General features: G+C 40.6%; 23 protein-coding genes, 2 tRNA genes and 1 pseudogene. 17 read left to right on the top strand and 9 right to left on the bottom strand.

Annotation, left to right across the window (positions count from 1 at the left end; all coding sequences use genetic code 11):
* Window positions 1–22 precede the first annotated feature (22 nt).
* Entirely contained in the window at window positions 23–1,705 is a 1,683-nt protein-coding gene (gene polX, locus ACZ5XX_RS07705) for a DNA polymerase/3'-5' exonuclease PolX (protein ID WP_464584109.1), read from the top strand.
* Here polX and ACZ5XX_RS07700 read toward each other — a convergent pair.
* A complete protein-coding gene (locus ACZ5XX_RS07700; protein WP_464584107.1) occupies window positions 1,702–2,232 on the bottom strand; it encodes a chitobiase/beta-hexosaminidase C-terminal domain-containing protein in 531 nt (176 codons plus the stop codon). The genes polX and ACZ5XX_RS07700 overlap by 4 nt on opposite strands.
* A gap of 53 nt (window positions 2,233–2,285) precedes the next feature.
* Window positions 2,286–3,656 carry an APC family permease gene (locus ACZ5XX_RS07695; protein ID WP_464584105.1) on the bottom strand — a complete coding sequence of 457 codons (1,371 nt, stop codon included), beginning with the start codon at window positions 3,654–3,656 and terminating at the stop codon, window positions 2,286–2,288.
* A gap of 131 nt (window positions 3,657–3,787) precedes the next feature.
* On the opposite strand from ACZ5XX_RS07695, the pseudogene ACZ5XX_RS07690 reads away from it, so the two are divergent.
* The 11 genes and pseudogenes from ACZ5XX_RS07690 to ACZ5XX_RS07640 form a co-directional block, all read left to right on the top strand.
* A pseudogene (locus tag ACZ5XX_RS07690) lies at window positions 3,788–3,922 on the top strand (hypothetical protein); the annotation flags it as partial.
* An 87-nt stretch (window positions 3,923–4,009) separates the two neighbouring features.
* On the top strand, window positions 4,010–4,327 hold the full coding sequence (locus ACZ5XX_RS07685; protein WP_464586321.1) for a heavy metal-binding domain-containing protein: 318 nt from the start codon (window positions 4,010–4,012) through the stop codon (window positions 4,325–4,327).
* A gap of 32 nt (window positions 4,328–4,359) precedes the next feature.
* Window positions 4,360–5,436, top strand: a complete 1,077-nt coding sequence (locus ACZ5XX_RS07680; RefSeq protein ID WP_464584103.1) for a DNA double-strand break repair nuclease NurA — start codon at window positions 4,360–4,362, stop codon at window positions 5,434–5,436.
* Between the two features lie 196 nt (window positions 5,437–5,632).
* The gene (locus ACZ5XX_RS07675; RefSeq protein ID WP_464584101.1) at window positions 5,633–7,006 is read left to right on the top strand and encodes an ATP-binding protein; all 1,374 of its coding nucleotides are present in this window, start codon (window positions 5,633–5,635) and stop codon (window positions 7,004–7,006) included.
* A 12-nt stretch (window positions 7,007–7,018) separates the two neighbouring features.
* Window positions 7,019–8,269 carry a DNA repair exonuclease gene (locus tag ACZ5XX_RS07670; RefSeq protein ID WP_464584099.1) on the top strand — a complete coding sequence of 417 codons (1,251 nt, stop codon included), beginning with the start codon at window positions 7,019–7,021 and terminating at the stop codon, window positions 8,267–8,269.
* Window positions 8,266–10,779, top strand: a complete 2,514-nt coding sequence (locus ACZ5XX_RS07665) for an AAA family ATPase (RefSeq protein ID WP_464584097.1) — start codon at window positions 8,266–8,268, stop codon at window positions 10,777–10,779. The genes ACZ5XX_RS07670 and ACZ5XX_RS07665 overlap by 4 nt, the downstream gene beginning before the upstream one ends.
* Before the next feature lie 41 nt (window positions 10,780–10,820).
* Entirely contained in the window at window positions 10,821–12,023 is a 1,203-nt protein-coding gene (locus ACZ5XX_RS07660; protein ID WP_464584095.1) for a Mur ligase family protein, read from the top strand.
* Window positions 12,020–13,561, top strand: a complete 1,542-nt coding sequence (locus ACZ5XX_RS07655) for a Mur ligase family protein (protein ID WP_464584093.1) — start codon at window positions 12,020–12,022, stop codon at window positions 13,559–13,561. Before ACZ5XX_RS07660 ends, ACZ5XX_RS07655 begins: the two co-directional genes overlap by 4 nt.
* Entirely contained in the window at window positions 13,561–15,027 is a 1,467-nt protein-coding gene (locus ACZ5XX_RS07650) for a Mur ligase family protein (protein ID WP_464584091.1), read from the top strand. The genes ACZ5XX_RS07655 and ACZ5XX_RS07650 overlap by 1 nt, the downstream gene beginning before the upstream one ends.
* Entirely contained in the window at window positions 14,999–16,174 is a 1,176-nt protein-coding gene (locus ACZ5XX_RS07645) for a hypothetical protein (protein ID WP_464584089.1), read from the top strand. The genes ACZ5XX_RS07650 and ACZ5XX_RS07645 overlap by 29 nt, the downstream gene beginning before the upstream one ends.
* A 125-nt stretch (window positions 16,175–16,299) precedes the next feature.
* Complete coding sequence (locus ACZ5XX_RS07640; RefSeq protein WP_464584087.1) at window positions 16,300–16,932, top strand: nucleotidyltransferase family protein; 633 nt, start codon at window positions 16,300–16,302, stop codon at window positions 16,930–16,932.
* Here ACZ5XX_RS07640 and ACZ5XX_RS07635 read toward each other — a convergent pair.
* From ACZ5XX_RS07635 to ACZ5XX_RS07625, 3 genes are read right to left on the bottom strand one after another with little or no spacing between them, the layout of a single operon-like run.
* Window positions 16,929–17,132, bottom strand: a complete 204-nt coding sequence (locus ACZ5XX_RS07635; RefSeq protein WP_464584085.1) for a hypothetical protein — start codon at window positions 17,130–17,132, stop codon at window positions 16,929–16,931. The two genes, ACZ5XX_RS07640 and ACZ5XX_RS07635, sit on opposite strands and share 4 nt — an antisense overlap.
* Window positions 17,133–17,150: 18 nt before the next feature.
* Window positions 17,151–17,822, bottom strand: coding sequence for a DUF169 domain-containing protein (locus tag ACZ5XX_RS07630; protein ID WP_464584083.1), 672 nt, complete (start codon window positions 17,820–17,822; stop codon window positions 17,151–17,153).
* A gap of 34 nt (window positions 17,823–17,856) precedes the next feature.
* Window positions 17,857–18,036, bottom strand: a complete 180-nt coding sequence (locus ACZ5XX_RS07625; RefSeq protein WP_464584081.1) for a hypothetical protein — start codon at window positions 18,034–18,036, stop codon at window positions 17,857–17,859.
* A gap of 63 nt (window positions 18,037–18,099) precedes the next feature.
* Here ACZ5XX_RS07625 and ACZ5XX_RS07620 point away from each other — a divergent pair, with 63 nt between their 5' ends.
* Window positions 18,100–18,429: a DUF6506 family protein gene (locus tag ACZ5XX_RS07620; protein ID WP_464584079.1), complete on the top strand. Its 330-nt coding sequence runs from the start codon at window positions 18,100–18,102 to the stop codon at window positions 18,427–18,429.
* A gap of 8 nt (window positions 18,430–18,437) precedes the next feature.
* Here ACZ5XX_RS07620 and ACZ5XX_RS07615 read toward each other — a convergent pair whose 3' ends face one another.
* Window positions 18,438–19,979: an ACT domain-containing protein gene (locus ACZ5XX_RS07615; protein WP_464584077.1), complete on the bottom strand. Its 1,542-nt coding sequence runs from the start codon at window positions 19,977–19,979 to the stop codon at window positions 18,438–18,440.
* Between the two features lie 191 nt (window positions 19,980–20,170).
* Between ACZ5XX_RS07615 and csa3 the strand changes: the two genes are divergently transcribed.
* On the top strand, window positions 20,171–20,764 hold the full coding sequence (gene csa3, locus ACZ5XX_RS07610; RefSeq protein WP_464584075.1) for a CRISPR-associated CARF protein Csa3: 594 nt from the start codon (window positions 20,171–20,173) through the stop codon (window positions 20,762–20,764).
* Here the strand turns inward: csa3 and ACZ5XX_RS07605 are convergent.
* Both ACZ5XX_RS07605 and ACZ5XX_RS07600 read right to left on the bottom strand, forming a co-directional pair.
* Window positions 20,765–20,838, bottom strand: a tRNA-Gly gene (locus ACZ5XX_RS07605).
* Between the two features lie 9 nt (window positions 20,839–20,847).
* Window positions 20,848–20,922 (bottom strand) — tRNA-Glu (locus tag ACZ5XX_RS07600).
* 50 nt (window positions 20,923–20,972) lie between these two features.
* Here ACZ5XX_RS07600 and trxB point away from each other — a divergent pair.
* The 3 genes from trxB (at window position 20,973) to ACZ5XX_RS07585 (ending at window position 24,765) form a co-directional block, all read left to right on the top strand.
* On the top strand, window positions 20,973–21,875 hold the full coding sequence (gene trxB, locus ACZ5XX_RS07595; RefSeq protein WP_464584073.1) for a thioredoxin-disulfide reductase: 903 nt from the start codon (window positions 20,973–20,975) through the stop codon (window positions 21,873–21,875).
* Window positions 21,876–22,150: 275 nt separating this feature from the next.
* The gene (locus ACZ5XX_RS07590) at window positions 22,151–23,554 is read left to right on the top strand and encodes a flippase (RefSeq protein WP_464584071.1); all 1,404 of its coding nucleotides are present in this window, start codon (window positions 22,151–22,153) and stop codon (window positions 23,552–23,554) included.
* Complete coding sequence (locus ACZ5XX_RS07585; RefSeq protein ID WP_464584069.1) at window positions 23,551–24,765, top strand: Coenzyme F420 hydrogenase/dehydrogenase, beta subunit C-terminal domain; 1,215 nt, start codon at window positions 23,551–23,553, stop codon at window positions 24,763–24,765. Before ACZ5XX_RS07590 ends, ACZ5XX_RS07585 begins: the two co-directional genes overlap by 4 nt.
* Here the strand turns inward: ACZ5XX_RS07585 and ACZ5XX_RS07580 are convergent.
* Complete coding sequence (locus ACZ5XX_RS07580) at window positions 24,754–25,926, bottom strand: polysaccharide pyruvyl transferase family protein (protein ID WP_464584067.1); 1,173 nt, start codon at window positions 25,924–25,926, stop codon at window positions 24,754–24,756. The two genes, ACZ5XX_RS07585 and ACZ5XX_RS07580, sit on opposite strands and share 12 nt — an antisense overlap.
* Between the last annotated feature and the right edge of the window lie 377 nt (window positions 25,927–26,303).

The raw sequence follows: 26,303 nt of genomic DNA, 5'->3' as shown, positions 1-26,303 counted from the left end.
AATATCATATTTTGGTGTATAGATGAAAAATGCGCTAGTTGCCAAGATCTTGAATAGGGTGGCGGATTTTCTCGAGTTGAAAGAGGAAACATTCAGGGTCAGAGCCTACAGGAGAGCAGCCCACACCATCCAACTACTGCCGACAGACATAGAAGAATATGCCAAAAAAAGAAAACTGACAGAATTGCCAGGGATAGGCCGTAACATAGCCGAGAAAGTGGAGGAAATACTAGAAACAGGCCGACTATCCTACCTAGAAAAACTGGAAAAGGAATACCCCATAGACATGGATAGTCTACTCGCAATAGAAGGGATAGGCCCTAAGACGATAAAGATACTCTATGAAAAATTCAAAATCAAAAACCTCCAAGACTTGGAATACCATGCCAGGAGGGGTGACCTCCGAAAAATAAAAGGAATCGGGGAAAAAAAGGAAGAGAGAATACTCCAGAGCATCGAATTCGTCCGTTCAACCTTGGGGAGAAGACTCCTAGCCTATGCGGGGCCCATAGCAGAATATATAAAATCCCTCATTGAAGACCATCCAGGAGCTGAGAGAGTGGAAATAGCCGGGTCCATAAGAAGGGGTGTAGAGACAATAGGGGACATCGACATCCTCACAACAACCAAAAAACCAAAGGAGATCATAGACTATTTCACATCCTTGGAAGTGGCTGATGAGATAATAGCAAAGGGTTCTAAGAAGGCTATCATACGCCTAGAGGACGGGCTAGAATGTGAATTGCGCATTTTCAAGGAGGAGGAGTTTGGGGCGGCCTTATTATATTTCACAGGGTCGATGGAGTTCAATGTTGAGCTGAGAAGGCTGGCACGCTCAAAGTCGATGAAATTAAACGAGTACGGATTATACAAGAACGGCAAGAGGATAGCCTCAAAGACGGAAAAGGAGATCTTTAAAGCCCTTGGATTAGAGTACATCCAACCAGAGCTCCGGGAAAACAATGGAGAGATAGAAGCCGCGGCCCGGGGAAACCTCCCAAGCCTGATAAGAGAAGATCAAATCTTGGGGGACCTCCATATTCACACCATATGGAGTGACGGCACAGAAACCATAGAGACCATGGCTAGGGCAGCTGAAAGTTTAGGATATGAGTATATAGCTGTTACGGATCATAGCGGCTCACTTAAAATCGCCGGAGGTTTAGACGAGGAAAAACTCCAAAGGCAAATAGAGGAAATAGACAACCTAGACTTTAAAGTGCACATTTTCAAGGGTATAGAGGTTAACATAAGATTAGATGGTCAACTAGACATCCCAGATGACATACTATCCAAGTTAGATATTGTAATAGCGAGCATACACTCACCAGGAAGAGAGGATATGACAGAGCGTATATTATCAGCAATAGAAGACAAGCACGTTCATATGATAGGACACCCCACCGGGAGAAAATTATTCAGAAGAGAAGAATATCCTTTGAACCTTGATAGGATATTCGAGGAGGCGGCGAAGACAGGTACAATACTGGAGATAAACGCCAACCCCATCAGATTAGACCTCCGAGATATTTACATTAAAAAGGCCATAGAATATGGTTGCAAACTTGCGATAAATACTGATGCTCACCGGCTTCCAGACCTCCACAACATGAAATGGGGTGTTAAAACAGCCAGAAGAGGATGGGCAACACCCCATGATATAATAAATACTCTAAAAATAGAAAAAATAAAAAGAATATTCTAGGCTGGTACAAGTTCTTGTATTACCTGTCTTATTCGCTTGTTCTTTATCTTCCTGGTTTGAATCTTCTTGACAAGCTTACATGGCGTGTGCTTGACTATCCCTGTATATTTTGTGCCATTGACCACTATCAAGTACTTTATTATCATATTCTTGTTTAAGATTATTGGGGAAGTGTAGAGTGTGCTTTTGTTCGTCGGCTCCCTACCATTTACTGTATAGTATACTGTCAGGTTTTCAGGGAAAACCAGGGAGAGAGCAGTCCCATTAAATGATATCATTGGACATATTGTCTGGTTTTTGTTCTTCCTCGTTATTTCGTGTTTAATTATACCATACTTTGTTGTTGTATTGTCTTTTATCATATACTTTATTTGCATTGTTTTATTTAGGGCTATTGGCGCAGTATATGGGGTGCTGTTTTCTGCGGGTATTGAATTATTGGTATAGAACATTGAAGCCGCTGATCCAGCACCCATTCCAATGAACACTACAAGCGCCGCTAATACCAATGCATATAGTTTATTCATAGATTAGCCACCTCCATCATCCCCCATAATAAAGTAAGAGTATATAAATCTTCCTATTTTAGTCTTTTTATAAAGTTGAATATTGATCTTAGGAATCTTGCAAGGAATCTTTTCTCTCTCCTTGCCAGTATACTCTCTTGTAATTGTCTTGCTATTCTTTTCACATAAACGTCTGGTTGATGGGTTGCATAATTCAGATATAATGGAACTCCGATAAAGGTTAAAAGCAAGCCCCAGAGGATGGAGTCGAGTGGACAGTTAATCATCAGATAAACACATACAAGAAATCCTAGTATGGCCTTAATAGGTATTCTTTCTTTTTTAAGTAAAGGTAATGAGATGCAGGTTAGAATGTAACAGAAGAGTAGGGTGAAGACAGAGATGCTGATAAGTTGTGTGGCGGTTCCTAAAAGCGCCGCCACAAGGGCTGTTAGGTTCTGGAAAACCAAACTTACATGGGGTGTCCTATACTTTTGATGTACTTTAGCAAAGGCCCTTGGGAGAAGACCATCAGAGGCCATGGCATATAATATCCTCGCAGTTGAGAGTATACCAGCCTCTTCCGAACCAGATATTGAGAATAGGGCGCCAATTGTCATGAGCAGAGCCCCTGAGGATCCTAGTAGCATGTAACCTGCAAGTGCCAAGGGTGCCCGGCTATCCGCAAGCAGATTCCACGGGACAACACCTAATATGACAAAATTCGTTACAAGATAAAAGAACATTATAAATATCATCCCAAGGACTATAGCCTTTGGTATTGTCTTTTCAGGATTCACAACCTCATCAGATGGTACTGTTACAAGTTCAAAGCCCACATACGCCCAGAAAACTAATACAACAACACCACCCAATCCCCCTAACCCCTGGGGTGTGAAGGGCGTATAATTGGCTATGAGAACATCAGGTTTCATTAGAAAATAAACCAGACCAGCAATAGCAAAAATAAAAAGTGGAGCCAGCTTCAAAACAGTTAAAGCATCATTAACCTTACCAGCCATTTTCACACCCATATAATTTACCAGGGTTAAAGAGACTATGAAAGCAACTTTAACAAGGGCTTGGAGAATGGGATCCAACATTATGAAATGGAGCAAATATGAGACGAATGCAACAGGGAAAACCGCTATAGCCACCCATGATGACACCCAAAGGGACCAGCCCACAAGAAAACCTATAAAGTCCCCGAAAACATGCCGAGCATATGCATAGGGTCCCCCGACCATGGGTAATATTGATGAAGACTCGGCGAATACAAGTGCTATTATAATCGCCATAACCCCAGCTATAAACCAGGATAGTATAGATGCGGGTCCAAGGGCCCCCGCGCCAACAGCAGCCACTATATAAATATCAGCGCCGACAATAGTACCAATTACAAGGTTCACAACATCGAATAATGTAAGGGCCCTCCGAAGCCTCATAAAATAACATTTCTATAAGCTAATATTTAAGAAATACCTCCCACTGGAGTACCATTACTAGAGTGAAAAATTGGGGGGAAGTTAACCCATATATACTTGAAAAATTAGAAGAATAAGTTAGGGTGAATATTATGGTATCCACTGAGGAGATGAAAAGAAGATTAGAAGAAAAAAGGAAAAAGGAGGTGGTTGAACCCTCAACCCCTCTAAGAGAAGCGCCAGTCAAATATTGTCCAAATTGTAATAGGGAATATGGGCCTGATGCTAATTTCTGTGAAGAATGCGGCACTAAACTTGAAGAAAAAAGCTTGGAAGAGGAGAAGCCAGTAGCACCAACTGAGTATGAGGATGTTATTGTTGTAAGTTCAAATCATGTCCCAGGGTATCGTGCCGTTGAAACCATAGGTTTTGTTTATGGGCTTACAGTTAGGAGCAGAGGACTTGGAGGCCAAGTAGGGGCAGGTTTAAGGTCTATAGTAGGGGGGGAGATTAAAGAGTATGTTACCATGATGGAACATGCACGTCAAGAGGCTATTGATCGTATGATAGAACATGCGAGGGAGCTTGGAGCTAATGCTATTATAAGCGCACGTTTTGACTCTGATTCTATCTCTAATGTCATGCAAGAAATTCTAGCTTATGGCACGGCTGTTATAATAGAAAAGGAATAGACAACCCCTAAATTTGAAGGGAGGTTATAATGTTGGGGGTTGTTGAAAAGATAATTAAAGCCCTTGAGGAGGATGTTAACAGGGGATTGGGTAGGCCATATCTACAATCGGGGAATTATAAGATTTATGATTTTAACGAGGAGAATTTTAAACCTCTCAAGGATGTTGAACCCCGTTTAATGGCGTTCGTCGACGGGGGGAACAATACTGTTTTAAATGCTCCAACATTTTCCCTCCAAATAAACAGAGTATACTTCAATCTTTTCTGGGGCAAGGAGCGTCAAAGGCCATCATCTGGGATGCCTGAGAAGATAGAGTTCTTATCATATCTTAATGTGTCCAAGGATGGGCAAGTGGGTAAGGTGAGGATATTCCCGCTTTCAGAAGAACATTCGAGGTATCTGCCAAGGGAAAAAGATTTAAGGGTTACTCTTCCAGGACCTCCAGATTTTTACCAGCGGAGTAGAATGTTTTCGGTAGCCCGAAGATTCGCTGAGTGGAGCTTCAGCACGCATATAATAGAAGAGGAACTTGATGATGGTGACATACTCGTGAGGGATGGTTCGCTGCAAGCATCATTTGAAGGCGAAAACGAATACTTAGACAGGGTAATGAAAACCGCCCATAAAATGGGGGTTAACCTCGTCGGCCTTTCAAAAACTTCAACATTATCAACGGATACAGGGAATTCTTTGATAGCATCCATTAAAAAATTTGCTGAGCATAAAAAATATGATAGATGGTGCTATTATCCAATAGCGAAGGAGATAGTGAACGGGGAACGTCCAGGTTCCATGATAATGGCTGCTAAGTTACACAAGCTTACAGAGTATATTTTTCGTATGGACTTCCTTAAAACAGACCATGACGAAGTTGAAGTGGTATCTGCTATTGGCGAGAACACAGTTGATCCTACATTCCCAGGCTACCCATATGGTCTTATAGATGCTGATCTTAACGCAAGGGTGAGAATGGATGAAGTGAAATTATATAGGACAAGGATACTTTCAGCATTATCAGAGGATGTCCTAGAAAAGTTGAAATCTCATATAAGGGCGCTCGATGCCCATGAAAGATTAAACATGATAGCGAACATGATCAAAGATTAAGAGTGCTGCGTGGGGGGTTCAAAAAATCGATGTCATAGGACAGATCATAGGAGGGGAGACCTCCAAGATTTTTATAAGGGAAAAGAGCGGTTCAAGGATAGAACTTGGAGACTTATTAGTTGCGGAAGAAGATGGTGGCAACTATAGCATATTACAAGTAAAGGATTTGGTTTATCATTCGCAGATTCCTCAGATCATGAGAGAACTCGCCTCGGGGCTCCAACTTGAAGGCCACGGCTCTCACATGGAGTTCCTAGATGAGGAGCTTAGGAATTATATAATCGCAGAGGCTAAGACCATACTCCAAATACGGGATAGTGAACCACAGTTACCCAAGACACTCCCTAATTTCTTCAGTCAGGTAAGACGCATAGAAGATGATGATCTCAAATTTTTAATGGAGGAGAAGATAAAAAATCCGCTCTATTTAGGTAATGTGAGAAGTGGCTCCAAGGAACTTAAAACAAGTATACATGTTGATGCTAGAGAAGCAATACCACACCATATCCTCATACCTGCAACAACAGGTCGGGGTAAGAGTAATCTAGTAAAGGTGATGCTCTGGGAACTTATGGGCATAGAAAATATAGGCATGCTAGTTCTCGACCCCCATGACGAATATTATGGCAGGAACGAACTAGGGTTAAAAGATCATCCCAACCAGGAAAAACTTAGATACTATTCTCCGGACACATCTAACATTCATGGGGTAGAGTCCCTCAGGATAAACCTTAAATCTATAAAACCAGAACATTTCGATGGTATAGTTGAATTTACAGATGCCCAGAGGGACGCCTTAAAACGCTACCATAATACACACAGGAAAGAGTGGATATCAGCCATAATCAGAGAAGAAGAAATTGATGGGGTGAATCCTCGGACACTTAGCGTTATAAAAAGGAAATTTGACAACATCCTAGGAATCTACGCAGAAAATGGTCAGATAAAGTCCCGTGGAAGCGTATTCAAAACAGATGCTGGTGAATCAACCATCAAAAGTATTATAAAATCCCTAGAAGATGGTGAGATCGTTATAATAGACACTTCAAAGCTTACGGGTGAAGCTGAACTACTGGTAGGTAGCATAATCGTCGGGGCCATATTCAACAAATATCAAAAGTATAAGGCAGAAGGCATCCTAGAAGAGAAGCCCATAATCGGTATAGTGATTGAGGAGGCCCCGAGGGTCCTTGGCAAGGAAGTCATAGAAAGACAGGGCCACAATATTTATAGTATTATTGCAAGGGAGGGTCGGAAATTCAATATCGGTCTCGTTGCTATAACACAACTTGTAAGTTTAATTCCAAGGACTATACTGGCGAATATGAACACGAAGATAATCCTCGGGAATGAAATGTCACAAGAGCGGGCCGAGATTATAGCAAGCGCTTCACAGGATCTTTCGGATGATAATCGGACAATAGCAAGCCTTGACAGGGGCGAGGCTATAGTGACGAGTGTTTTCACGAAATTCGCAGTACCCATTAAGATACCGCTCTTTGATGAACATGTCAAAGACAAAATAAATAAAAGGGAGAAACCCCCACTTTTATCCCTTGAAGACTTATAATAGGTGCAGATTATGTATAAGTTCGCTCATTTAGCAGATTGTCATCTTGGAGCCCACAGGTACACGGAACTTAAAAGGATAGAACTTGAAAGTTTTAAAGAGGCTATTAAGGAATCTGTCAATTCAAAGGTTGATTTTATTGTAATATCAGGGGATTTTTTCCATTCTAACATTCCTAACATGGAGGTTGTTAAGGAAGCTGCTAAAGTACTTAAGGATTTGAAAGAGGCTGAAATACCAGTATATGTATGTTATGGGAGTCATGATTACAGTCCAACTAGAACGTCAATGATTGATGTGCTTGAAAGCGCAGGCTTGTTAAAAAGGGTTGATAACATCCGCAGAGGAGAAGAAGGGTATACCCTAGATTTTATCAAGGACCCGGTGACTGGGGCGAAACTTACAGGCATATCAGCCCGTAGAATGAGCATGGAAATAGAACAGTTCAAATACCTTAACAAGGAATCGCTAGAATCCGAGGAGGGCTTTAAGATATTCCTTTTCCATAGTGCCATAACAGAACTTAAACCAGCATACCTTTCAGAGATGGAATCCATACCATTAAGCCTTTTCCCCCGAGGCTTTGATTATTATGCTGGGGGCCACCTACATGAGAGAATAGAAAAGTATGAGGAAGATTATGGTCTTATAGTCTATCCTGGGCCATTGTTGGGATCATATGCAACTGATCTTGAAGCGAATGCTAAGGGTAAAGAACGGGGATTCTATATTGTAGAATTTGATGACACTATAAAGGGTGTGAGTTTTCTGCCTTTGGATCTTGTTGAATATGAGTATTTTGGATATGATGTTACTGGTAAGAGCTCTCAGGAGGCTATGGATGATATAATCTCCGAGCTTCAGGTTTATGATGTGGATGGTAAAGTTGTTATGGTGAAGATTTGGGGTGAGCTTTCATCGGGTAAAACAGCTGAGATAGACCCTTTAAGGATAAGGGATCTGCTCGTGGAGATGGGTGCTTTACATGTTAACATAAACCGTCATGGTCTCAGGCGCCATGAGAGGCGGAGGATAAGGATTAAAGTGGAAAATATTCCACAGGTTGAAAGGACTCTTTTCAAGGAGAATAGGGAGAATTTGGATGTTCTCAGGGAGTGTGATGTTGATGTTGCAATGGAACTTTTAAATGTTTTGAGACGTGATAGGGAACCTAATGAGCGTAAGGTTGATTATGAGGATGGGCTGTTCCGGGATGCTCTCCGGGTATTGTCGATTGACAAGTCTTTGGGTGGTCTTTTATGATCCTTAAATCCTTGGAACTTAAGAATATTCGAAGTTACCGGGAGGCGAGGATCGATTTTTATGATGGTGTCACACTTTTTAAGGGTGATATAGGCTCTGGTAAGACGACAATACTCTTAGCGGTTGAATTCGCCCTTTTTGGCTTGGGTGGTCAACGTGGGGCTGGTCTGCTCCGTTTAGGTTCAAATAGGGGTTATGTTTCCCTCACATTCCAAGTGGATGGTAAAACATATACTGTTTATAGGAGTCTTAAGAGAAGTGATGGAAGTATAAGCCAGGATATATGCTATATTGAGACAGAGAATGGTAGGACGAACCTTAGACCGAAAGATATGAAGGATTGGATCCTTAGGATATTGGAGTATAATGAGCCTTTAAATCCGCGTGCAAAGAGCCGCATTTATAGGTATGCTGTTTTCACCCCACAGGAAGAGATGAAAAATATAATAAGTATGAATCCTGAAGATCGGCTTAAAACCATCAGAAAGGCTTTAAGATTGGAAGATTATAACATAGCTGCCATGAACGCTAATATGGTGGCGGTTCGAATTGATAGGAAAGCTGATGAGCTTAAGGGGAGGATACATGACCTCCAAGGGTTAAAGGATAAAAGGGATGAGAGGAGGCGTGAAATAGACAAATACAAGCTTTTGATTGAAAAAATAGAAGATGAGAAGAAAAGAATGGAAAAGGATAGAAAACTCATAGAATATGAGCTCGCAGAACTCGAAAGAGAACATGAAAACATTAAAAGCGCTGAGAATAGGAAAAAGAGTCTAATAGATAAGATTAAAATTATAATTGAGCGGATAGAAGAGGCCGAGAAGAAAAACGAGAAAATAGAGGAAGAATACAGGAGACACATCATAGAAAGTGATGAAAAAGAAGAGGAGAAATCCAAACAAGAAAAAAGACTAGAAACGGTGGAAGAGGCCCTGGAAGGGGTGGAGGAGGAGATAGAGAACATAAAAGAAGATTATGAGAGCATATTATTAGATAAAAACCAATTAGAAAATTTGGAAAAACAAGAACAAGAATACCGCGAAAGGCTCCAAGAAATCCAAGAAGACAACGAAAAAATCATAAAGGAACAATCCAAGATCGCACAAGAAATTGAAAGCTTAGAAGGGATTAAAAGACCATCCAATCAGAGCCTAACAGAAATCGAAGAAATTATAGAAGAATATGAAAGAAAAAAGGGGATAACAGAGGAGAAAATAGGGGAAGTTAACGCTAAAATAAATGACTATTCCTCAATAAAAGAAGAAAAAACCTGTCCAACATGCGGAGCCCCAGTTGACCCATCCAAGATCAAAAAGAAACTCAAAGAAAAACAAAGCCAGAAAGAAGAACTTGAAAAAATGAAAAAAGAATACACTACAAGAATAAAAGAAAACAAAAGACTCAAAGAAAAGATAAGAGAATACGAAAACGCTAAAAGAGAACTAGAGACCCTCAAAGAAAAACTAGAAGACAGGGAACAAAACCTTCAAAAAAACAATAAGGCAATAGAGAAAATCAGAGAAAAAACAAAAGAGATAGAAAAGGTGAAAAGGAGCCTAGAAGAGAGGATAAATGCGAAATCAACCATCCCAGATGAAATGGGACGACTCAAAAGAGAAAAAGCGAGTTTAGAGGGTGAAAGGGACGCGCTAAAAGAAAAAATAGCCAACATAAAAGCCTCGATACGCTCACACCAAGAAATGATCAGAAAACTAAAACCAACCCAAAACATGGAATACCAAGAAAACAAGAAAATCATAAAGGAAAAAACAAGCCAAATAGAATCCATCCAGGAAGAGATCGAAAAACTAGACCAAATACTAGAAAAAAAGGATGAAATAAAAGAAAAAAAGGACCAAACACAAGACAGACTAGAACACATCATGGAAAAGATAAGAAAATGCGAAAATGAACGTGCAAGGAATCTTGGAGCGCTCAAAAGGATAAAAGAAGAAATCAAAGACTTGGAAGAACAGATAAAAGAAAAAGAAAAAATAAAAAAGTCTATAAAGAGATTGAAAGAATATGTGAAATGGCTCAAGGAATATTTCATACCAACATTACAAGACATCGAAACCCATGTGATGACACAAATAAACCAAGAATTTAACAGTCACTTCCAGCGCTGGTTCCAGAAACTCGTAGAAGACAACGAAAAAACCGTAAGGATAGATGAGAACTTCACACCAATAATAGAACAAGGAGGCTACGAACAGGACATAGAACACCTCAGCGGAGGTGAAAAAACAAGCGTCGCACTGGCCTACAGACTAGCATTAAACACCATCATCCAAAGATACTCCACAATAAAATCAGACATACTCATACTAGACGAGCCAACAGACGGGTTCAGCAAAGAACAACTCCTAAAATTCAGAGAAATACTAGAAGAGTTGGAATGTTCACAGGTAATAATAGTATCCCACGAAGAAGAACTAGAAAACCTAGCAGATCACACATTCACAGTAGAAAAAAATGGTGGGGTTTCAACAATCCAAACAGGATGAACTGAATAGTCGAATCCTTGATCAGAGTTCTGGTGTCCGCAATGAAAGCTGCAGTGATAGGATTGGGCGTTGAAGGCAGAAAAGCCGTTAAATCACTTAGAAAACGTGGATATAAGGTATACGCCACTGATATCAACACTAATCTAAATTTAGAGGGCCTAGATGATGTTGAAGTAGACTTGGGCTTCCATGATATAGATAAGATAAAAGCATGTGACATTATAATATTAAGCCCAAGCCTTTATGACACACCACTCAAAGAAAAAGTAGAAGATAAAATAATCTGCAACATCCTCCAAGAGCACAAAAAACCATACACCATAGGGGTCACAGGAACCAACGGCAAGACAACAACAGCCCTCATGCTAACAAAAATACTAAAAAAGTGGGGTAAAAAAGTCTTAGTAGGTGGCAACGCAGGAGGAGGATTCCAAGGCTACACAGAACTCATACTACAAGCCACAGAGGACAAATATGACATTATAGTCGTGGAAATATGTGACATGACACTAGATTTCGCAGACCACTGTTTCAATCCAGATCTTGTGATCTTAACCAACATAGGCCGAGACCACATGAACCATCACAAAACAATCAAAAATTATAAGAAAAGTCTCAAAAGATTCCTAAAAGGCAAAAAAGTCCTGCTCAACAAGGAAGACCCACTATCACTACAATTAAAAACCCCCAAGTCGATACTATATGGGCCATATAATGGTAAACTCAACCTTTTCGGGGAATTTAACAAGTTAAATGCTGGTGCCGCCGCGAAAGCAGCTCAAATACTCGGCACGCCCCGAAATATAATAGACTCCGTCTTGGAAAATTTTGAAGCCCCAAGGGGGCGTATACAAACATATAAATTAAATAACGCGAAGATAGTCATAGGGAAGATTGATAATCCCTCAGCCATGAAAACCATATTAAAGGAAACTGATTTTGACATAATATTCCTCGGAACCCCGAGAAGAAACGAGGACTGGAGATTCGAAACACTACAAGAAATAGGTAAAAAACCGCCAAGGATACTTGTATTATTCCCGGGCCTCGAGGACACAACAGATATCGCCCTAAAACGTGCGGAGAATCTGCCCTCAAAGGTTTTAACTGCAAAGGGCGTGGATGAAATCATCAAATTACTTGAAGGGTTTAGCAGTGAATATCATAGGATACTTATAGGGGGTAATGGGCAAGAAAGGATCATAAAGATCCAAGAAAATATAGAAAAAATGGTGGGACAATGAGGAATAAGAGGATACTAGTGGTCGGTGCTGGGAATGCTGGCAGACCCGCTGCAAAACTACTACACCACCTTGGCAATGAAGTGCTAGTCACAGAAATCAAAGAATTCGAAAAACTACCCCTAAAGGCCAAAAAAAGGATAAAGAAGATGCAGGAAAGTGGTATAAGGTTCCATTTTGGGGGGCATCATCCTCAGGATATAGAATGGGCAGATGCCATTTTCATCTCACCTAACATCCCAAAAGATTCGGTGATATACAAACTGATAGAGAAAAGGGATATTGAATATATAACGCCTTCAATGATTGGTGGCATGCTTAACTCCTTTATTAAGATTCCGATGGTTGGGGTGGCTGGCACAGATGGTAAAACCACAACTACGAACATGATAAAGCATATCCTAGAGGGGAAGCATGCCACGATATCGTTTTCATCATTAGAAGATTCACTTGTCATTGAAGGCCTGGTTGATTTGCTGGTGGAGGATAAACTGGAGGGTGAATTCGCAGTTTTTGAACTGCCACATGGTACCATAAGAATGACACAAGGCCTTGAATTATGTGCTGGTATCATAACCACGCTCACCCCGGACCACCTCGACGAATTCAGGGATTATGATGATTATATCAAGCGTAACCTTCTCATCAAGGATCTTATCAAGCCGGGGGGTTTGCTCATACTCAATGGAGATGATCCCATAATAGGCAGATTCATAGATGAAATAGACGCACGCATCATCTATGGCTTGGGCAGGAAAAGACTGGTTGAATTCCATGGTAGAAGATATGTGACAAGGCCCCTGTCGGTTGATGTTAAAGCCGAGGAAATCAAATTAAAGGGTCTTAGGGGTTCGGAATTCACATTTTTAAGTGGGAGAATACCCACAGTCTTATGTGAAAGGTGTGGGAGTATAAATTGTGAATGTGGGGATTTTAAGCGGGAATATGTTGGACCATATAAGGAGAGGATCAGTTTACAGGTTCCAGGGATATTCAATGTTGAAAATGCGCTGGCGGCTATTACAACAGGATTGATTCTAGGTTTTGACATAGATTATCTGAAGGAGCGCATAGGCGAATTTAAGGGTATAAGGGGGCGTTTTGAGGTCATGGGCGTGGTTGATGGTGTTAAAGTTTATATGGACGCTGCTCACAACCCAGAGAGCATGGAGAAATTATTTGAGGGTTTAAAATTCGATGGTGGGCTTATAATAAGCCTTGACAATCCTGACACATTAACAGTGCGGGATAAATTCAAGATAGGTAAGACGCTTGCAAAGGCGGCTGATCTGCTCATTGTAAGTGCTAAAAATGAAACAACAGGGGAAATAGATTGGAGGGCGGCTGAAGAGGTTGCGGAGGGGGCGAACCCCACAAAAACCATAATAGTAGAAAACGTCTACAAATCCATTAAAGAAGCCTTGAAAAACTCTGAAAAAGGGGATATGATAATCCACATGGGTCCTGGGGTTGTTAACGCTTACAAAAGCGTTAAAATGGACATTCGAAGGGCTATAAGAGATTACAAGGGGGACAGATGATGGAGAGGATAGTGGTACTTGGCGGGTGCGGGACAGTAGGAAGCCTAATGGCCAGAATACTAGCAAAGAGGGCTGCTGTAACAATATCAGACATTCGCAAAAAAACACCCCTATGGGAAATCTTTCAAGCAGAGGGCATCAAACTAGACCTTGGAGGTCATAACCCCAATATAATAAGAGGAGCTGATAAGATAGCGGTGGCGCCAAGCCTACTAGAGAATGAGAAGATACTCCAACTCATAAAAGGCAAAGAGATCATAACAGTCGAGGACATCATAGCATCTTGCAAAGTTAAAAAGCCAGTTGTAGGCGTCACAGGAACCAATGGCAAAACCACCACCACACAAATCCTAAAAAACATACTAAGGGTGGCAGGATACAAGGTCCCTGAACATTATCTTAACATCCAAGGAAACACAGAATTCATACCAGCTTTACAAGCAAGACTAGAAGGTGACATAGCAGTAGTTGAAATAGGAACATTCGGAAAGCTAGGTGAAATAAAAAAGGCTGCTACAGACAGCAAAGTCGAGATAGCTATTATAACAAACATTTCAAGGGATCATCTACCACCAGAGGATTTCCCAAAATACATAGAATGTAAAAAAGAGATCATAGACGTCGCCCAGCACATCATATTAAATGCTGATGATCCCATAGTGGCAAGTTTCGCCAAAAGCCTCCCCAAGGACAAGGTAACATTCTATGGTATAGAATCCGTCAAATCCCACTTTGAGGTATTCCCAGAAGACAGAGAATGCCCCTATTGTGGCAAACCCCTAAAATACAAGAATAGGTTCCTAGGCCACCTTGGAGACTACTATTGTACATGCGGTTATAGAAGGCCGAAGTTGGACGTTAAAGCCACCAAAGTAGAAATGGATAAGTTCAGATTAAACATAGCAGATGAGACAATAAAGCTCAAAACAGGCGGACTTTTCAATGTCTATAATAGTCTTGCGGCGGCTGCCGCAAGCCTAACCCTTGGCATCAACCCCGAGCATATCATAGAGGGTATAAGCTCATTTAAAGGCGCTGCTGGAAGGCATGAGATAATAAAAAGAGAGCCCAAGATAATCATAGACTATGCCCATAACCCAGCTGGTGTCAGGGCCATAATGCAACTTGTAAAAGAAGAAACCCCTGGAAAAATCATAGTAGTGAATACCATATCCTCTGAGAGTGGAATAGAAGGCGACAAAGAGATAGCAAGGATACTCTCAAATGCCAACATCATAATACCAGCATCATATAGTGCGAGGAAGGCATCAGATCATACAAGAGCCAAGATCATACATATAAAGTCTAGCAAACAAAAAATGAAACAAGGCACATTAGGAGCCAGCAAGAGACAAGTAAGGGAGGCCATCCAAAAGGCCCTGAAACATGCGGAAAAAGATGATACCATCCTAATAATAGGGGAGGGAGGCTATAAGTATGCTAAAAGCGTCCTTAAAGGATCCTAGGATTATGGTAGTTATACTAGTATTGATAGTGGTTGTGATGACCCCACTAGATTACCGCATCCACACTATGATACCATCACAGGATCCTGAGGAGATAAGCAGCATACCCATAGGTAGCACAGTAGTGTCTGGGATGCAAGTGGCAGACCCTGCAAAAATAAGGAAAGAACCCCTAATCATACACCCAGATTATCTAGTCAAGAACATACAAGATGGGGATATAGGTGCGGTCATCTATGGCCTATTCACCGGGGCCATGATGACACCCATCAAAGAGGTTACAGAGGGTGTTGATGTTGGTGGAAGAGCCTCCAAATTAGAGGGTCTTGGGATGCTGACAACGAAAGATGATAAGCTAGTTGTACAGCCACCAGCAAATTTCATATGGGCATATAAGACACCATACACTTATGCCGTTAAAACAGAGGATGGTATAAGCATAGTGGAGAAGAATAAAACAATAAGGACATTATCACCCGACGAGATAGGTGGTGCTGCCTCTGATTATATTAATGAAACAGAACTTAAAGAATGGTACAAGGAAGCGAAGATAGGTGACAGGATAGCTATAGACTTTTCACTTTCCAATTTTAGCGATGGCAGACTAGAAGTGCCACCAGAGGATATAAGCAGATTCTTTGGTGAAAAAACGAAAAAATACATGCGGGAATATCCTGAGGGCGCCCCTATCATGGCTTACATGCACCACTACAAGGTGGAGGAGGTTGCAACAGCCACAAGCCAACTTGAATCATACCCAGAGTATGACAATATAAACAGGGAATATAATGCAAGAGAATTCACAAGGGCCTGGAATGGTACTATAGTGCCTCCTGGGACGAGTTCACCTGGAAAGGAGACAGTCCAGTTCACATCATCAAGGGACCCCAAGGCTCCTGGAGGTTATGCTTCACATGGTACGTGTCCACCGGCAAGAGCCCTCAGAGATGCTGTTGCAAAGGCAGGGTTGCCCACGCCCACAGGTATAAGCTGGGGATATTTCGCGCTCATATATGGTTTCGACCCGGCTACCGATGTTAAAGTGTATAATGATGGACGGTATCCTATAATGATAATCATGTGGACTGAAGGTTCAGGTCCGAGCATGCTCATACACGCTAAAATCCTCAGATTAGTACCAACGTAAAGAGGGAAGCATGCTTTCGCGAAGATCCCCCGAAGGACTTGGAAAAGCGACTAATATCAACGTGGAGAGCACGGAAACTGAATCCAAGACCAAATAATTGTTATTAATACTGAACGTGAAGGGGCATGAAAGTATCAGGGATTATAACAGCAGCAGGTAAAGGGAAGAGGATGAAAGCTGACATGAAAAAAAGGGGCCTAAAGCCAAGGCATAAACTCCTACTAAAGTTAAATGATAGAACAGTGCTAGAAAAGACCATAACTAATGTCCTGAGTGCTGGTGTGGATGAGTGTATTGTTGTTGTTGGACACCAGAAGGATGATATAATCCCTGTGATCAGTGACTTGGATGTTAGGATCGTGGAGAACCAGGATGATCTGCCATTGACTGGCTCATTATTGAACGGTGTGAAGAATGCTAGGGGACTTTTTTGTCTTTGTGTTGCCGGAGACCAGCCAACAGTCACTCCTAGGACTTACAAGAAGATTATCAGGGCCGTGGGTGATGGTAGGGTGTCAATACTTGGGAGGGGTTCTTTCGGTTGCTTGGACAATGCTAGGGGTCTTGGGATGCCATTTGCAGCCCCCAGGAAACTCCTACTAAAATATTTACCATCTTATAGTGGTAACATTAATCCATTGCTCTGGCACATACTAGAAGATGGTATAAGCTTGTATGCTATAAGGCCGTCAGATGAAATAGAACTTATTAACTTGAATACCTTTGATGATTATCTAAAAATTATTAGGAAGAACTAGAATTTTTTACCTTCTAGTTCCTCTTCGAGCAAGTCTATCCTATCTTGTAATTCTTCAACGATTTTAGCCAGATCTTCCATTGAGAGTATGACGTCATAGATCCAACATGCTATGGTCTCACTCTCAGCCTCTTCGCGGTACTTTTTTATCTTCTCTGCAAGGTCACGTGCTTCATCTAATATGTCAGTTATTTCAACCAAGGCTGATCCACCCCCATGTTATGCTATTTCTTCGAGCGCTTCTATTGTACAGTCTATATTTTCGGCTGTTAGGCCAACTACAAGCTCATCCTCTTTTATGTTGGAGTATTGTCTTGAGCCGCTGCATGCTAGGGTTATGTTGGCTTCGCCTCGCGTGTATGGTCCTGCCACTGCATCTGCACAGATTGATTGTATGCCTGCGAAATCTCCCTTGACCCTGCCACCCTTGGTGTAGACTAGTGCCTGGATTATCTTGAGTGCTTGGGCAGGGTTACAGACCACTAATATAACATCAGGGTCGAATTCTGCTTTTTCTAGTGGTGCGTATACTACAGCATAGAATTTGAGGTTTATCTTTGGGATCTGGTCTATTGTTCTTTTGGCGGCTGGGAGGCTTGAAAATCTGCCCAGGCTATAATAGAATTCTCCGGTTTTTACAGTTTCTGGTGTTTCAGCGGCTCCGATGGCACCTGCTCCCCCTTTGCATTCCTGGTCCTCTGCGAGTGCGTAGAACATTTCGCCTTCGCTTGCCCGCATCACCATTTCGCAGTGCCTAGCCGGCTCGCTTATCCTTTCAACATCCCCTGGCATGTCATCCTCGTGGAGTACGAGTTTAACAGCCACGGGGGACCTTTCAAGTCCTAGTTTGTCTTTCATCTTCTTGGAGATGTTTTTATATTCTGTTTTCATAATATTCCCCACCTTATGGTTCGATATTGGGGGTCTAATCTATTATACTCGTGGGCCTACCATATTGTCTCTTTTCTATATGTCCACAGTCTTTACACTTATAGGTTATCATGATAAAATCTCCTTCTGCATATTCTTCTTCAACTTCGACGGCCTCGCCACCACAAACCGAACACTTAACCCTATCGGGCATGTCCAACCTATAATGTATCAACAATAAAACCCCCCGCAATACAAAAAAATTATTATATTATATGATATCTTATCCATTATATGTATGACGGCTAAAAAATTTAAGACTGCATTCATAGCACATGTACCTGATGCAGACCCTGAAAGGGACAGGTGCAAGATTGAAACAAGCCTATATGAGCTTACAAGCATCCTAGTAGGAGATGACAGGCAGGCATTAAAGGTGTGCGAGGAACTTGCCCAGGGGGGAGTTCATTCAATAATCCTATGTCCGGGGTTCACACATAAGACAATAGGTGAAATAATAGAAGCCACTAAAGAAAAAGTTGGGATAAGTGTTGCAAGAGGCGACGATCCGAGCACTAGAATAGCATTAAAGGCCATGGAAGAGGCTGGTTGGTTCAAAACCCAATAGCTCCTCTGTTATAGGAGTCTTATGGGGTAGTAATCTCCATGTCCTGGTAACACGATCAAACCATTTACCTTTTTATCAGTCGCTTTTGCAACTTTTTTCAATGCTTGCATTTCTTCTTTAAATAGCATTGAGTTTGCATTGGTACTTGTCATGAGGAATCTTGGAATGTTTAGGAATTTTTTCTCCTCATCCTCCAAGCTTGGCACATAGAGCAGATAATCGCCACTGAATAGTACCTTTGCTTCTTCTGATAAGAAAAATACTTGTCCTGGTATGTGACCCCCAAGGCTTTCCAGAACCTTGAAATTTAAGCCACCAACCTTGAAATGGTCTATTATGTGGAATGCTCCGATTTCGCCCCTTTTCTTTGTCTTGTATGGTTGCCAGTTCTTGGGGAACTTGCACTCTGTAAAATGGTTTACAAGGATTGTGAAATAATGGTTAAGTTCCATGAGGGGTGTTTTTGAGCCTGCTGCACGATTCTCTTCCTCTATGATCTTCTTGGCTTGTGGGTGCATGAAAACTTTTGTACCATATTCTTCATGGAAGTATCCGCTGAGGCCGGCATGGTCTGCGTCAGCATGGGAAAGATAAATTCGACTTATCCTTGAAGGGTCTAGGCCATTCTCTCTTAGCATTTCTTTTATGTTGTTGTAGTATATGCCATAGGTGCCGTCGATCATTACAAGGTCTTTATCATATTCTAGGATGTGGATGTTGCCGCCTGTCGGGGGTTTGAAAACATGTAATAGTAGGTTGCCGAGTGGTAGGCTGGGCAGCTTTCTATAGTAGAATGCATCATCTTTACGCGTCCTAGATGATATTGCGAAGGCCAATATGTTCCCAAGGACTTGGCCGGCTTCAAGGTTCCGACCAGCCTCCCGGTTAAAACCAATAAGGGTGTCAGATAACTCCTTGGAAGTGTTAACGAGTCTTTTTATCTTCGCTACTTCCTCATCATCTAGGAGCTCTCTGAGTTTGAGGAAAAACCTTTCAATAAGGTTCAAACCGATCATCATATTAGTTTTTTCCTCGTCGGCCCCGGTGTATTCGAGATTGTAGTGATATCCGAGTGTGTTTAATTCCTTGGCGAGTTCTTGGATCTGCTCTGGGTCTTTGACATAGAATGCCATTTCAGCCTTGTTCTCTGATATCATCTCATTATAGATCATGTAAGTGACATTGGCACCATACCTTTCGAGAACCTTCGCAAAATCTTTGAGGGTTCCGGGTTTGTTCTCAAGATAGACAGAGACTTTAAGAATATTGTCAGGTTTTGTGATTTGAAGATTCTCCTCAAATAACTCCTTAAAGAATCCTCCATGGACAAGATCATTGTATAGGGAGTGGAAAACATCCTCCTTGGACTTTCCTTCAACAAGAACGCGATTAGGATGCTCAGATCTATTATAATAAAAATATGATATGTTTATATCATGATCTGCAAAGTAACCAGCTATCCTCGCAAGGGATCCTGGCCTATCCGGCACATAAACCTTCACTCTACCAAGGAATAAATTATCGGTAGTGGACTTCCAAACCTCAAACATGGCCATCCCCAAGAACACCTCCAACATCAAATTAGATCATCCATTATAGAAATAATCTTCGCCCAAGGTTTAGATCAAAAATATTATAAATTGGACAAAAGCAAGTAATATAATAATCATCCACCAAATGATGAGAAGAACCATGAAAAAATCAGAAGAATGGATAAATGGAGAATGGGAGTTGATAATTGATGGAAACAACATTAATATCCACAGTATATTCCATAGAACCTGTAATGATTTGCATAACACAATTTTCACCAAGAAAAGTCGTGCTAATAATGGAAGAAGAACCACCTAAGGAGAAGGAACAAGTACAAAAGATCATAGAAGACACATTAGGAAACTTCATAGAAGTCAAAATAAAAGAAACAAGCCTCTACGATGTAGTTCAGATAGCCAAGGACACGGTGGACACCATAGATGAGGAAAGAGCAAAAGGGAGAAAAGTTGTGGTCAACATAAGTGGAGGAAGAAAAACACAAGCCCTTGGCGTCCTATTTGGATGCTATGCCAGAAACAACGACGTCCAAAGAATAGCCTACGTAACAGAAGAAGAAGGCGAAATAATAGACCTCCCAATACTAAGCTTCGGGATATCCAAAACAAAAAAGAAAGTACTAGAGGAGCTTAAAAGAGGAGAAACTTCCGTTAAAAACCTGGCTCTAGAGCTTGGGATAAGCCGGGGCATGACATACAACCACATAAGAGAACTTAGGAACATGGGATTCATAGACCCTGAAAAACTTGAAATAACATCAGCAGGGGAACTCGCAATACTATGATGCGGCGTCCGGGATTTGAACCCGGGTCGCTGGCTTGGGGGGCCAGTGTCTTAACCAGGCTGGACCAACGCCGCTGAAGAGAGTGCTCCGACCGGGATTTGAACCCGGGTCCTCGGCTCGAGAGGCCGAGATGATTGGCCGGACTACACTATCGGAGCAATAATAATATTACCCAAAGAATACTTATAAAATTTTCGGGGCCAAAGCAATGTATGACATAATAATAATAGGGGCTGGACCAGCAGGCCTAACAGCCGCCATATATGCCGGAAGACAAGGAAGCAAAACACTCATACTCGAAAAGGGAATAGCCGGGGGAAAAGGACTAGAAGTGCCGTTAATGGAAAACTATCCAGGATACGAAAGAATAGAAGGTCAAGAACTCATACAAAAGATAAAAAAGCAGGCAACAGAGCAAGCGCAACTCAAAGAACTGGAAGAGGTTACAAAAATCGAAAAAACACGTGAAGGATTCAAAGTAAAGACTAAAAAAGACACCTACAAGACCAAAACAATAATCCTAGCCACCGGAACACGACACAAAAGACTGGGAATCCCCGGCGAAGAAAAATTCCTAGGAAGAGGAGTATCATACTGTGCAACATGCGACGGACCACTATACAAAGACAAAAAAGTCCTAGTTGTCGGAGGAGGGAACAGCGCACTACAAGAAGCAATATTCCTACACAACATAGGATCCAAACCCACAATAATACACAGAAGGGATCAATTAAGGGCCCAAAAATACCTACAAGACCAGACAAAAAAACTAAAAATCCCCATAATATGGAACAGCACCCTAAAAGAAATCAAAGGCAACAATGCAGTTCAGGGGGCCATAATAGAAAACAAAAAGGGCCAAACCACCACGATAAAAACTGATGGTATATTCATAGCAATAGGAGAAGAACCACTAAACAAACTCGCCCAAGACCTAGGAGTCAAAACAGACAAGGCAGGTTACATAATAACTGACAAGCAACAAAGAACCAATATAGAAAGAGTTTATGCCGCTGGGGACATAACAGGCGGGTTAAATCAGTGGGTTACAGCATGCGCTGAGGGTGCCATCGCAGCAACCACAGCATACAAGGACACCTCAAAAATTTAAAGCTGGCAGTTTCTCGGAAATCCCCTAAATAAAAGGTAATATATTCGAAGACCAGGGAAAGAATTACGAGGGTTGAGGGGGAGACTTTTTTAGGTGGTAAATGGATGAAAAAGCTCAATCCAGACTTATAAGTATAATATTAGCTGCTATAATCATATTTCCCTGGATCCAATCTCTCAACTTTAGAAATTGGTCTCTAAAAAAGAAGAGGAAAATTATCTGCACCTAGCTTGTCAGTGATTATAATGAATCAAATTCAGAGAATAGTAAAGAATATGGGAGTGATGGGAGCAGCGCAAGTATTAACCGCGCTAATATCCTTCGTGCTTCTCATATACCTTGCAAGGTTCCTTGGAGAAGCCGATTTTGGAAAATATAATTTTGCATTTTCATTTACAAACCTTTTCGCGATATTCGCCGACCTCGGCATTAGCCAACTACTCATAAGAGAAATAGCTAGAAAAAAACAATTATCAGAATATTATGTGAACAATGCCATCCTATTAAAGATTCTGCTTTCAATTTTAACATTCATAGGTATCATTCTGATAACATGGACTCTTAGATTCCCTAAGATATTATCCATTCTACTCTATCTTTTCGGAATTTACAATATCTTATCGACACTCTCAAGTACTTACCTTTCACTCTTCCAGGCTTGGGAGAAAATGGAATATGTCGCACTATTCCAAGTTATAGAACGTGTAATAATCGCGACTTTTACTTTAATAGTCCTATTTCAGGGGTATGGTGTGATAGCAGTCGCATACATTTATATCCTGGCAGGCATCATAGATATGATCCTCGCAGCAACCATAACCTTCAAAAAGTTTATAAAACCCCTTTTTAAGATTGATTGGGGACTCCAGAAAAAACTTTTAATAATGGGATTACCCTTTGGTTTGAACGCGCTATTTGCAGTGTTTTTCTTCAAGATAGACACTATACTCCTAGGTTTTTTAAAGGGTGATGTTGCCGTTGGAATATATAATGCAGCCTATAACCCCCTTCTAAGTCTGAGTATGATTGTCGCGGGGATAGTGTCAGCCGCAATCTACCCTGTAATGTCAAAATACTATAAAGAAAATAAAGAATCCCTAGGAAAATTTACAATTATTTCATCTAAGTATCTTGCAATCTTTGGCTTTCCCATTGCCATTGGATGTTTCATACTCGCAGACAAATTCATACTAATACTTTATGCTGGAGGATATACCGGCGCCATAATAGCATTCCAAATCTTGGCGCTCTTCATACCCATCCGGCTCGTCAGCACTATCACAGGAACACTTCTAAGCTCCATAAACAGACAAGGCTACAGAATGTTCAGCGTAGGAATAAGCGCAGCCTTCAACATCATCCTAAACCTTATACTAATACCATATTACAGCTACATAGGTGCAAGCATAGCCACAGTACTATCAGAACTCCTACTATACTGTCTATTCCTATTTTATATAGGACGCTATTATAAGACCATAAATGTGAATCGAACATTCACAAAACCCCTAATAGCATCAATCATAATGGCCATGACAATATATCCAATAAAAAACCTGAACCCATTTATCATTATTGGTCTTGCCACAATCATTTATTTCTTATTCCTCTTCCTATTGAAAACCTTTGGAGATGATGACAGGCTATTATTGAATAACTTGTTGGGGAAAGAAGCATGAAAAACATCACTGAAGTGAAGGATCTGTGCACTGGTTGCGGGACCTGCGCAGGCCTATGCCCTCAAAATATTATAAAAATGGAGATAGACCAAAAAAAGGGAATCTATGTGCCAATTATCAAAGGGGAATGCAATGAATGCATGACATGCATAAAAGCATGTCCCGGGATTGGCGTAGACTTCAAGGAGCTTAACATGATGATATTCGGAAGACAACCAAAAGACTTGCTAATTGGAAATTACAAAGATTGCTACATTGGATATTCATCAAATGAAAAGTTAAGGTATAATTCATCATCTGGGGGTATGGTAACCCAAATTTTACTCTATCTTCTTAAGGAAGGTCTTATTGATGGTGCCCTTGTAACGCGTATGAATCCTAAAAAACCACCTGAACCAGAACCATTCATCGCCCGCACACCAAAAGAAATAAAAGAATCAAAAGGATCCAAATATTGTCCAGTACCAGCAAACACATGCTTAAAGGAAATACTTGAAACACCAGGAAAATATGCCATAGTAGGCTTACCATGCCACATACATGGAATAAGAAAAGCTGAAAAAATCAATAAAAAATTAAGAAAACGCATAAAATACCATCTTGGCATAGTCTGCAACCACACACCCACATTCAAAGCAACAGAATTCCTACTAGAAAAACTCAACATCAAAAAAGAAGAAATTAAAAATATAAGTTATCGTGGAGAAGGCTGGCCAGGAAATTTAAAAATAGAAACAAAATCAGGCACAATACTACTACTACCTGAATATTGGGGGTCTGGTTTTGGGCAGCTTTTTATTCCTAAAAGGTGTAACTTTTGTGTGGATCATATGGCAGAGCTCTCTGACATGTCCTTCGCCGATCCATGGCTAAGCGAATTCAAAAATGAAAAAAAGGGAAAGACACTAATCATTACAAGGAAGAATTCTAATATTCTCAAAGAAATGGAAAATAAAGGAGTTTGTAGAATAGAACCAATCAAACCCGAAAAGGTTATTCTCTCACAAATCTATAATTTATATGTGAAGAAAAAGTTGCACATGAAATCCTTATATCATAGTAATTTTCCTAGAATAGACTTTATTGATAAGATAATAGGATTTTTCGAACCTTCAAGATTAAAGATCCCATGGACACTTAAAAGGAGGTACATTTCCCTATATTCTCTTATCGCATCTTTAAAGGCTAGAAGGGATTTTCTAGGAAAGTGAATCACATAATCTCTTTAAAAGTTCGCCATTTTTTAAGGCTCTTTCTTTCACTCTCGGGATTGTCTTTTTAAGATGTTCAACTATTCTCTCCCTGTTCTCCCATGCCTTCATCACCTTCTCAATTAATATTTCATGGTTTAAATCTTCCAGATCGATTATATAATCTTCAAGGCTGAGCATTTCACCGATTATCCCATGCATTTTATGACTGTATGCTATCCCGACAGTTGGGACAAACATTGAAGTAGCAGCTATGGTGGCATGCATCCTAGCACCTATAAAAAGGTCGCAGTTGCCTATTATAAATTTTAATTCTTCAGGTTCATATTCATCCTCGATCAAAAAAATGTTATCCAAACTAAGATGATTGTATATTTGGGATAAAATTTTAAGATCTGAATCTTTTCCGTATACATGGGGTATGAGAAGAAGTGTACCACCTAACATTTTAGAGATTTTTTCAATGGCTTTTGTTGAGATTCTTAGGATATCGATCTTATCGGCAAATTGTGATAGAAGAGGGCTTATATTAAACCCGATAATGGGTCTGTCGAATTTTTCAATGTTTGTCTTAGATGAATCTAGAATAAAGGCGGGATCCGCGGTTAAATAATAATTTTTTGTTCTTATATGCTCCTGAACATATTGATATGATTCAGATTCCCTTAAGAGGATTAGATCGGATCTTTCAAGGACATAATCTAATAATCTCTTAACTATAAGGCTTTTATGGTAGCCTAAACTTTCTGAAAATAATACAATGGGCTTGTCCAATAAAAGGGCATATAAAAGATTTGTCAATGTTATGATACTTGCTCTACCATACTCTCCTGAAAGGTGATCACCACCACTATTAATAACGATATCAGATTCTTGCATATACCATAAAAAATCATCTTTTCTAAATTTCATTTTAAATCCTTTCCAGATAATAATCTTTAGAAGCGTTAAAAAGGATTTTATAATACTTTGGGGACTTCTCAGGGACATTCCATAAGTAGGATTTTCGATGATCCTATGCTTATCTAGAAAATCTTCGTTAGGACCCATTAAATAAAATTCAGGATCTCTAATAACCTTTTTTATGATTTCTATCGTGGTCTTGACTAAAGCCGCATTACCTTTATTTTTCTGATTGACACCTAAAATCATAAACTTCATAAATTTCCCTTTTCTAATTTCACCAATATAATAATTTTGGCTCTGTAGAAATCATATAAGAATATCACCTAGGTATTAATCACCAACACCTGAAAGGTGATCCGCTGCGATTCCCAAGGATGATATAGTGGAAACGAATTAGTAAGGTTTACAGGTGTTGCATTTAAAGTGGCTAAGGGGGGCTTTACCAGCCCATATTCAACCACCAAATCAAGGTTTAAGTACACTCAAAGCCAACTTAGGGTCTTGAAGACGCTATTAGAGCTCAAGTACCGTGCATTCACATCGTTAGTTTAATGTCTTCAGCGCTCCGAATGCTTGGCTTTAAGGAGATTCAGCACCACACTTTAGAAGTTCATTTAAACGCACCGAGATCA

This window comes from Methanothermobacter crinale (genome assembly GCF_055397825.1).
This window is presented reverse-complemented; position numbering and strand designations above follow the sequence as displayed.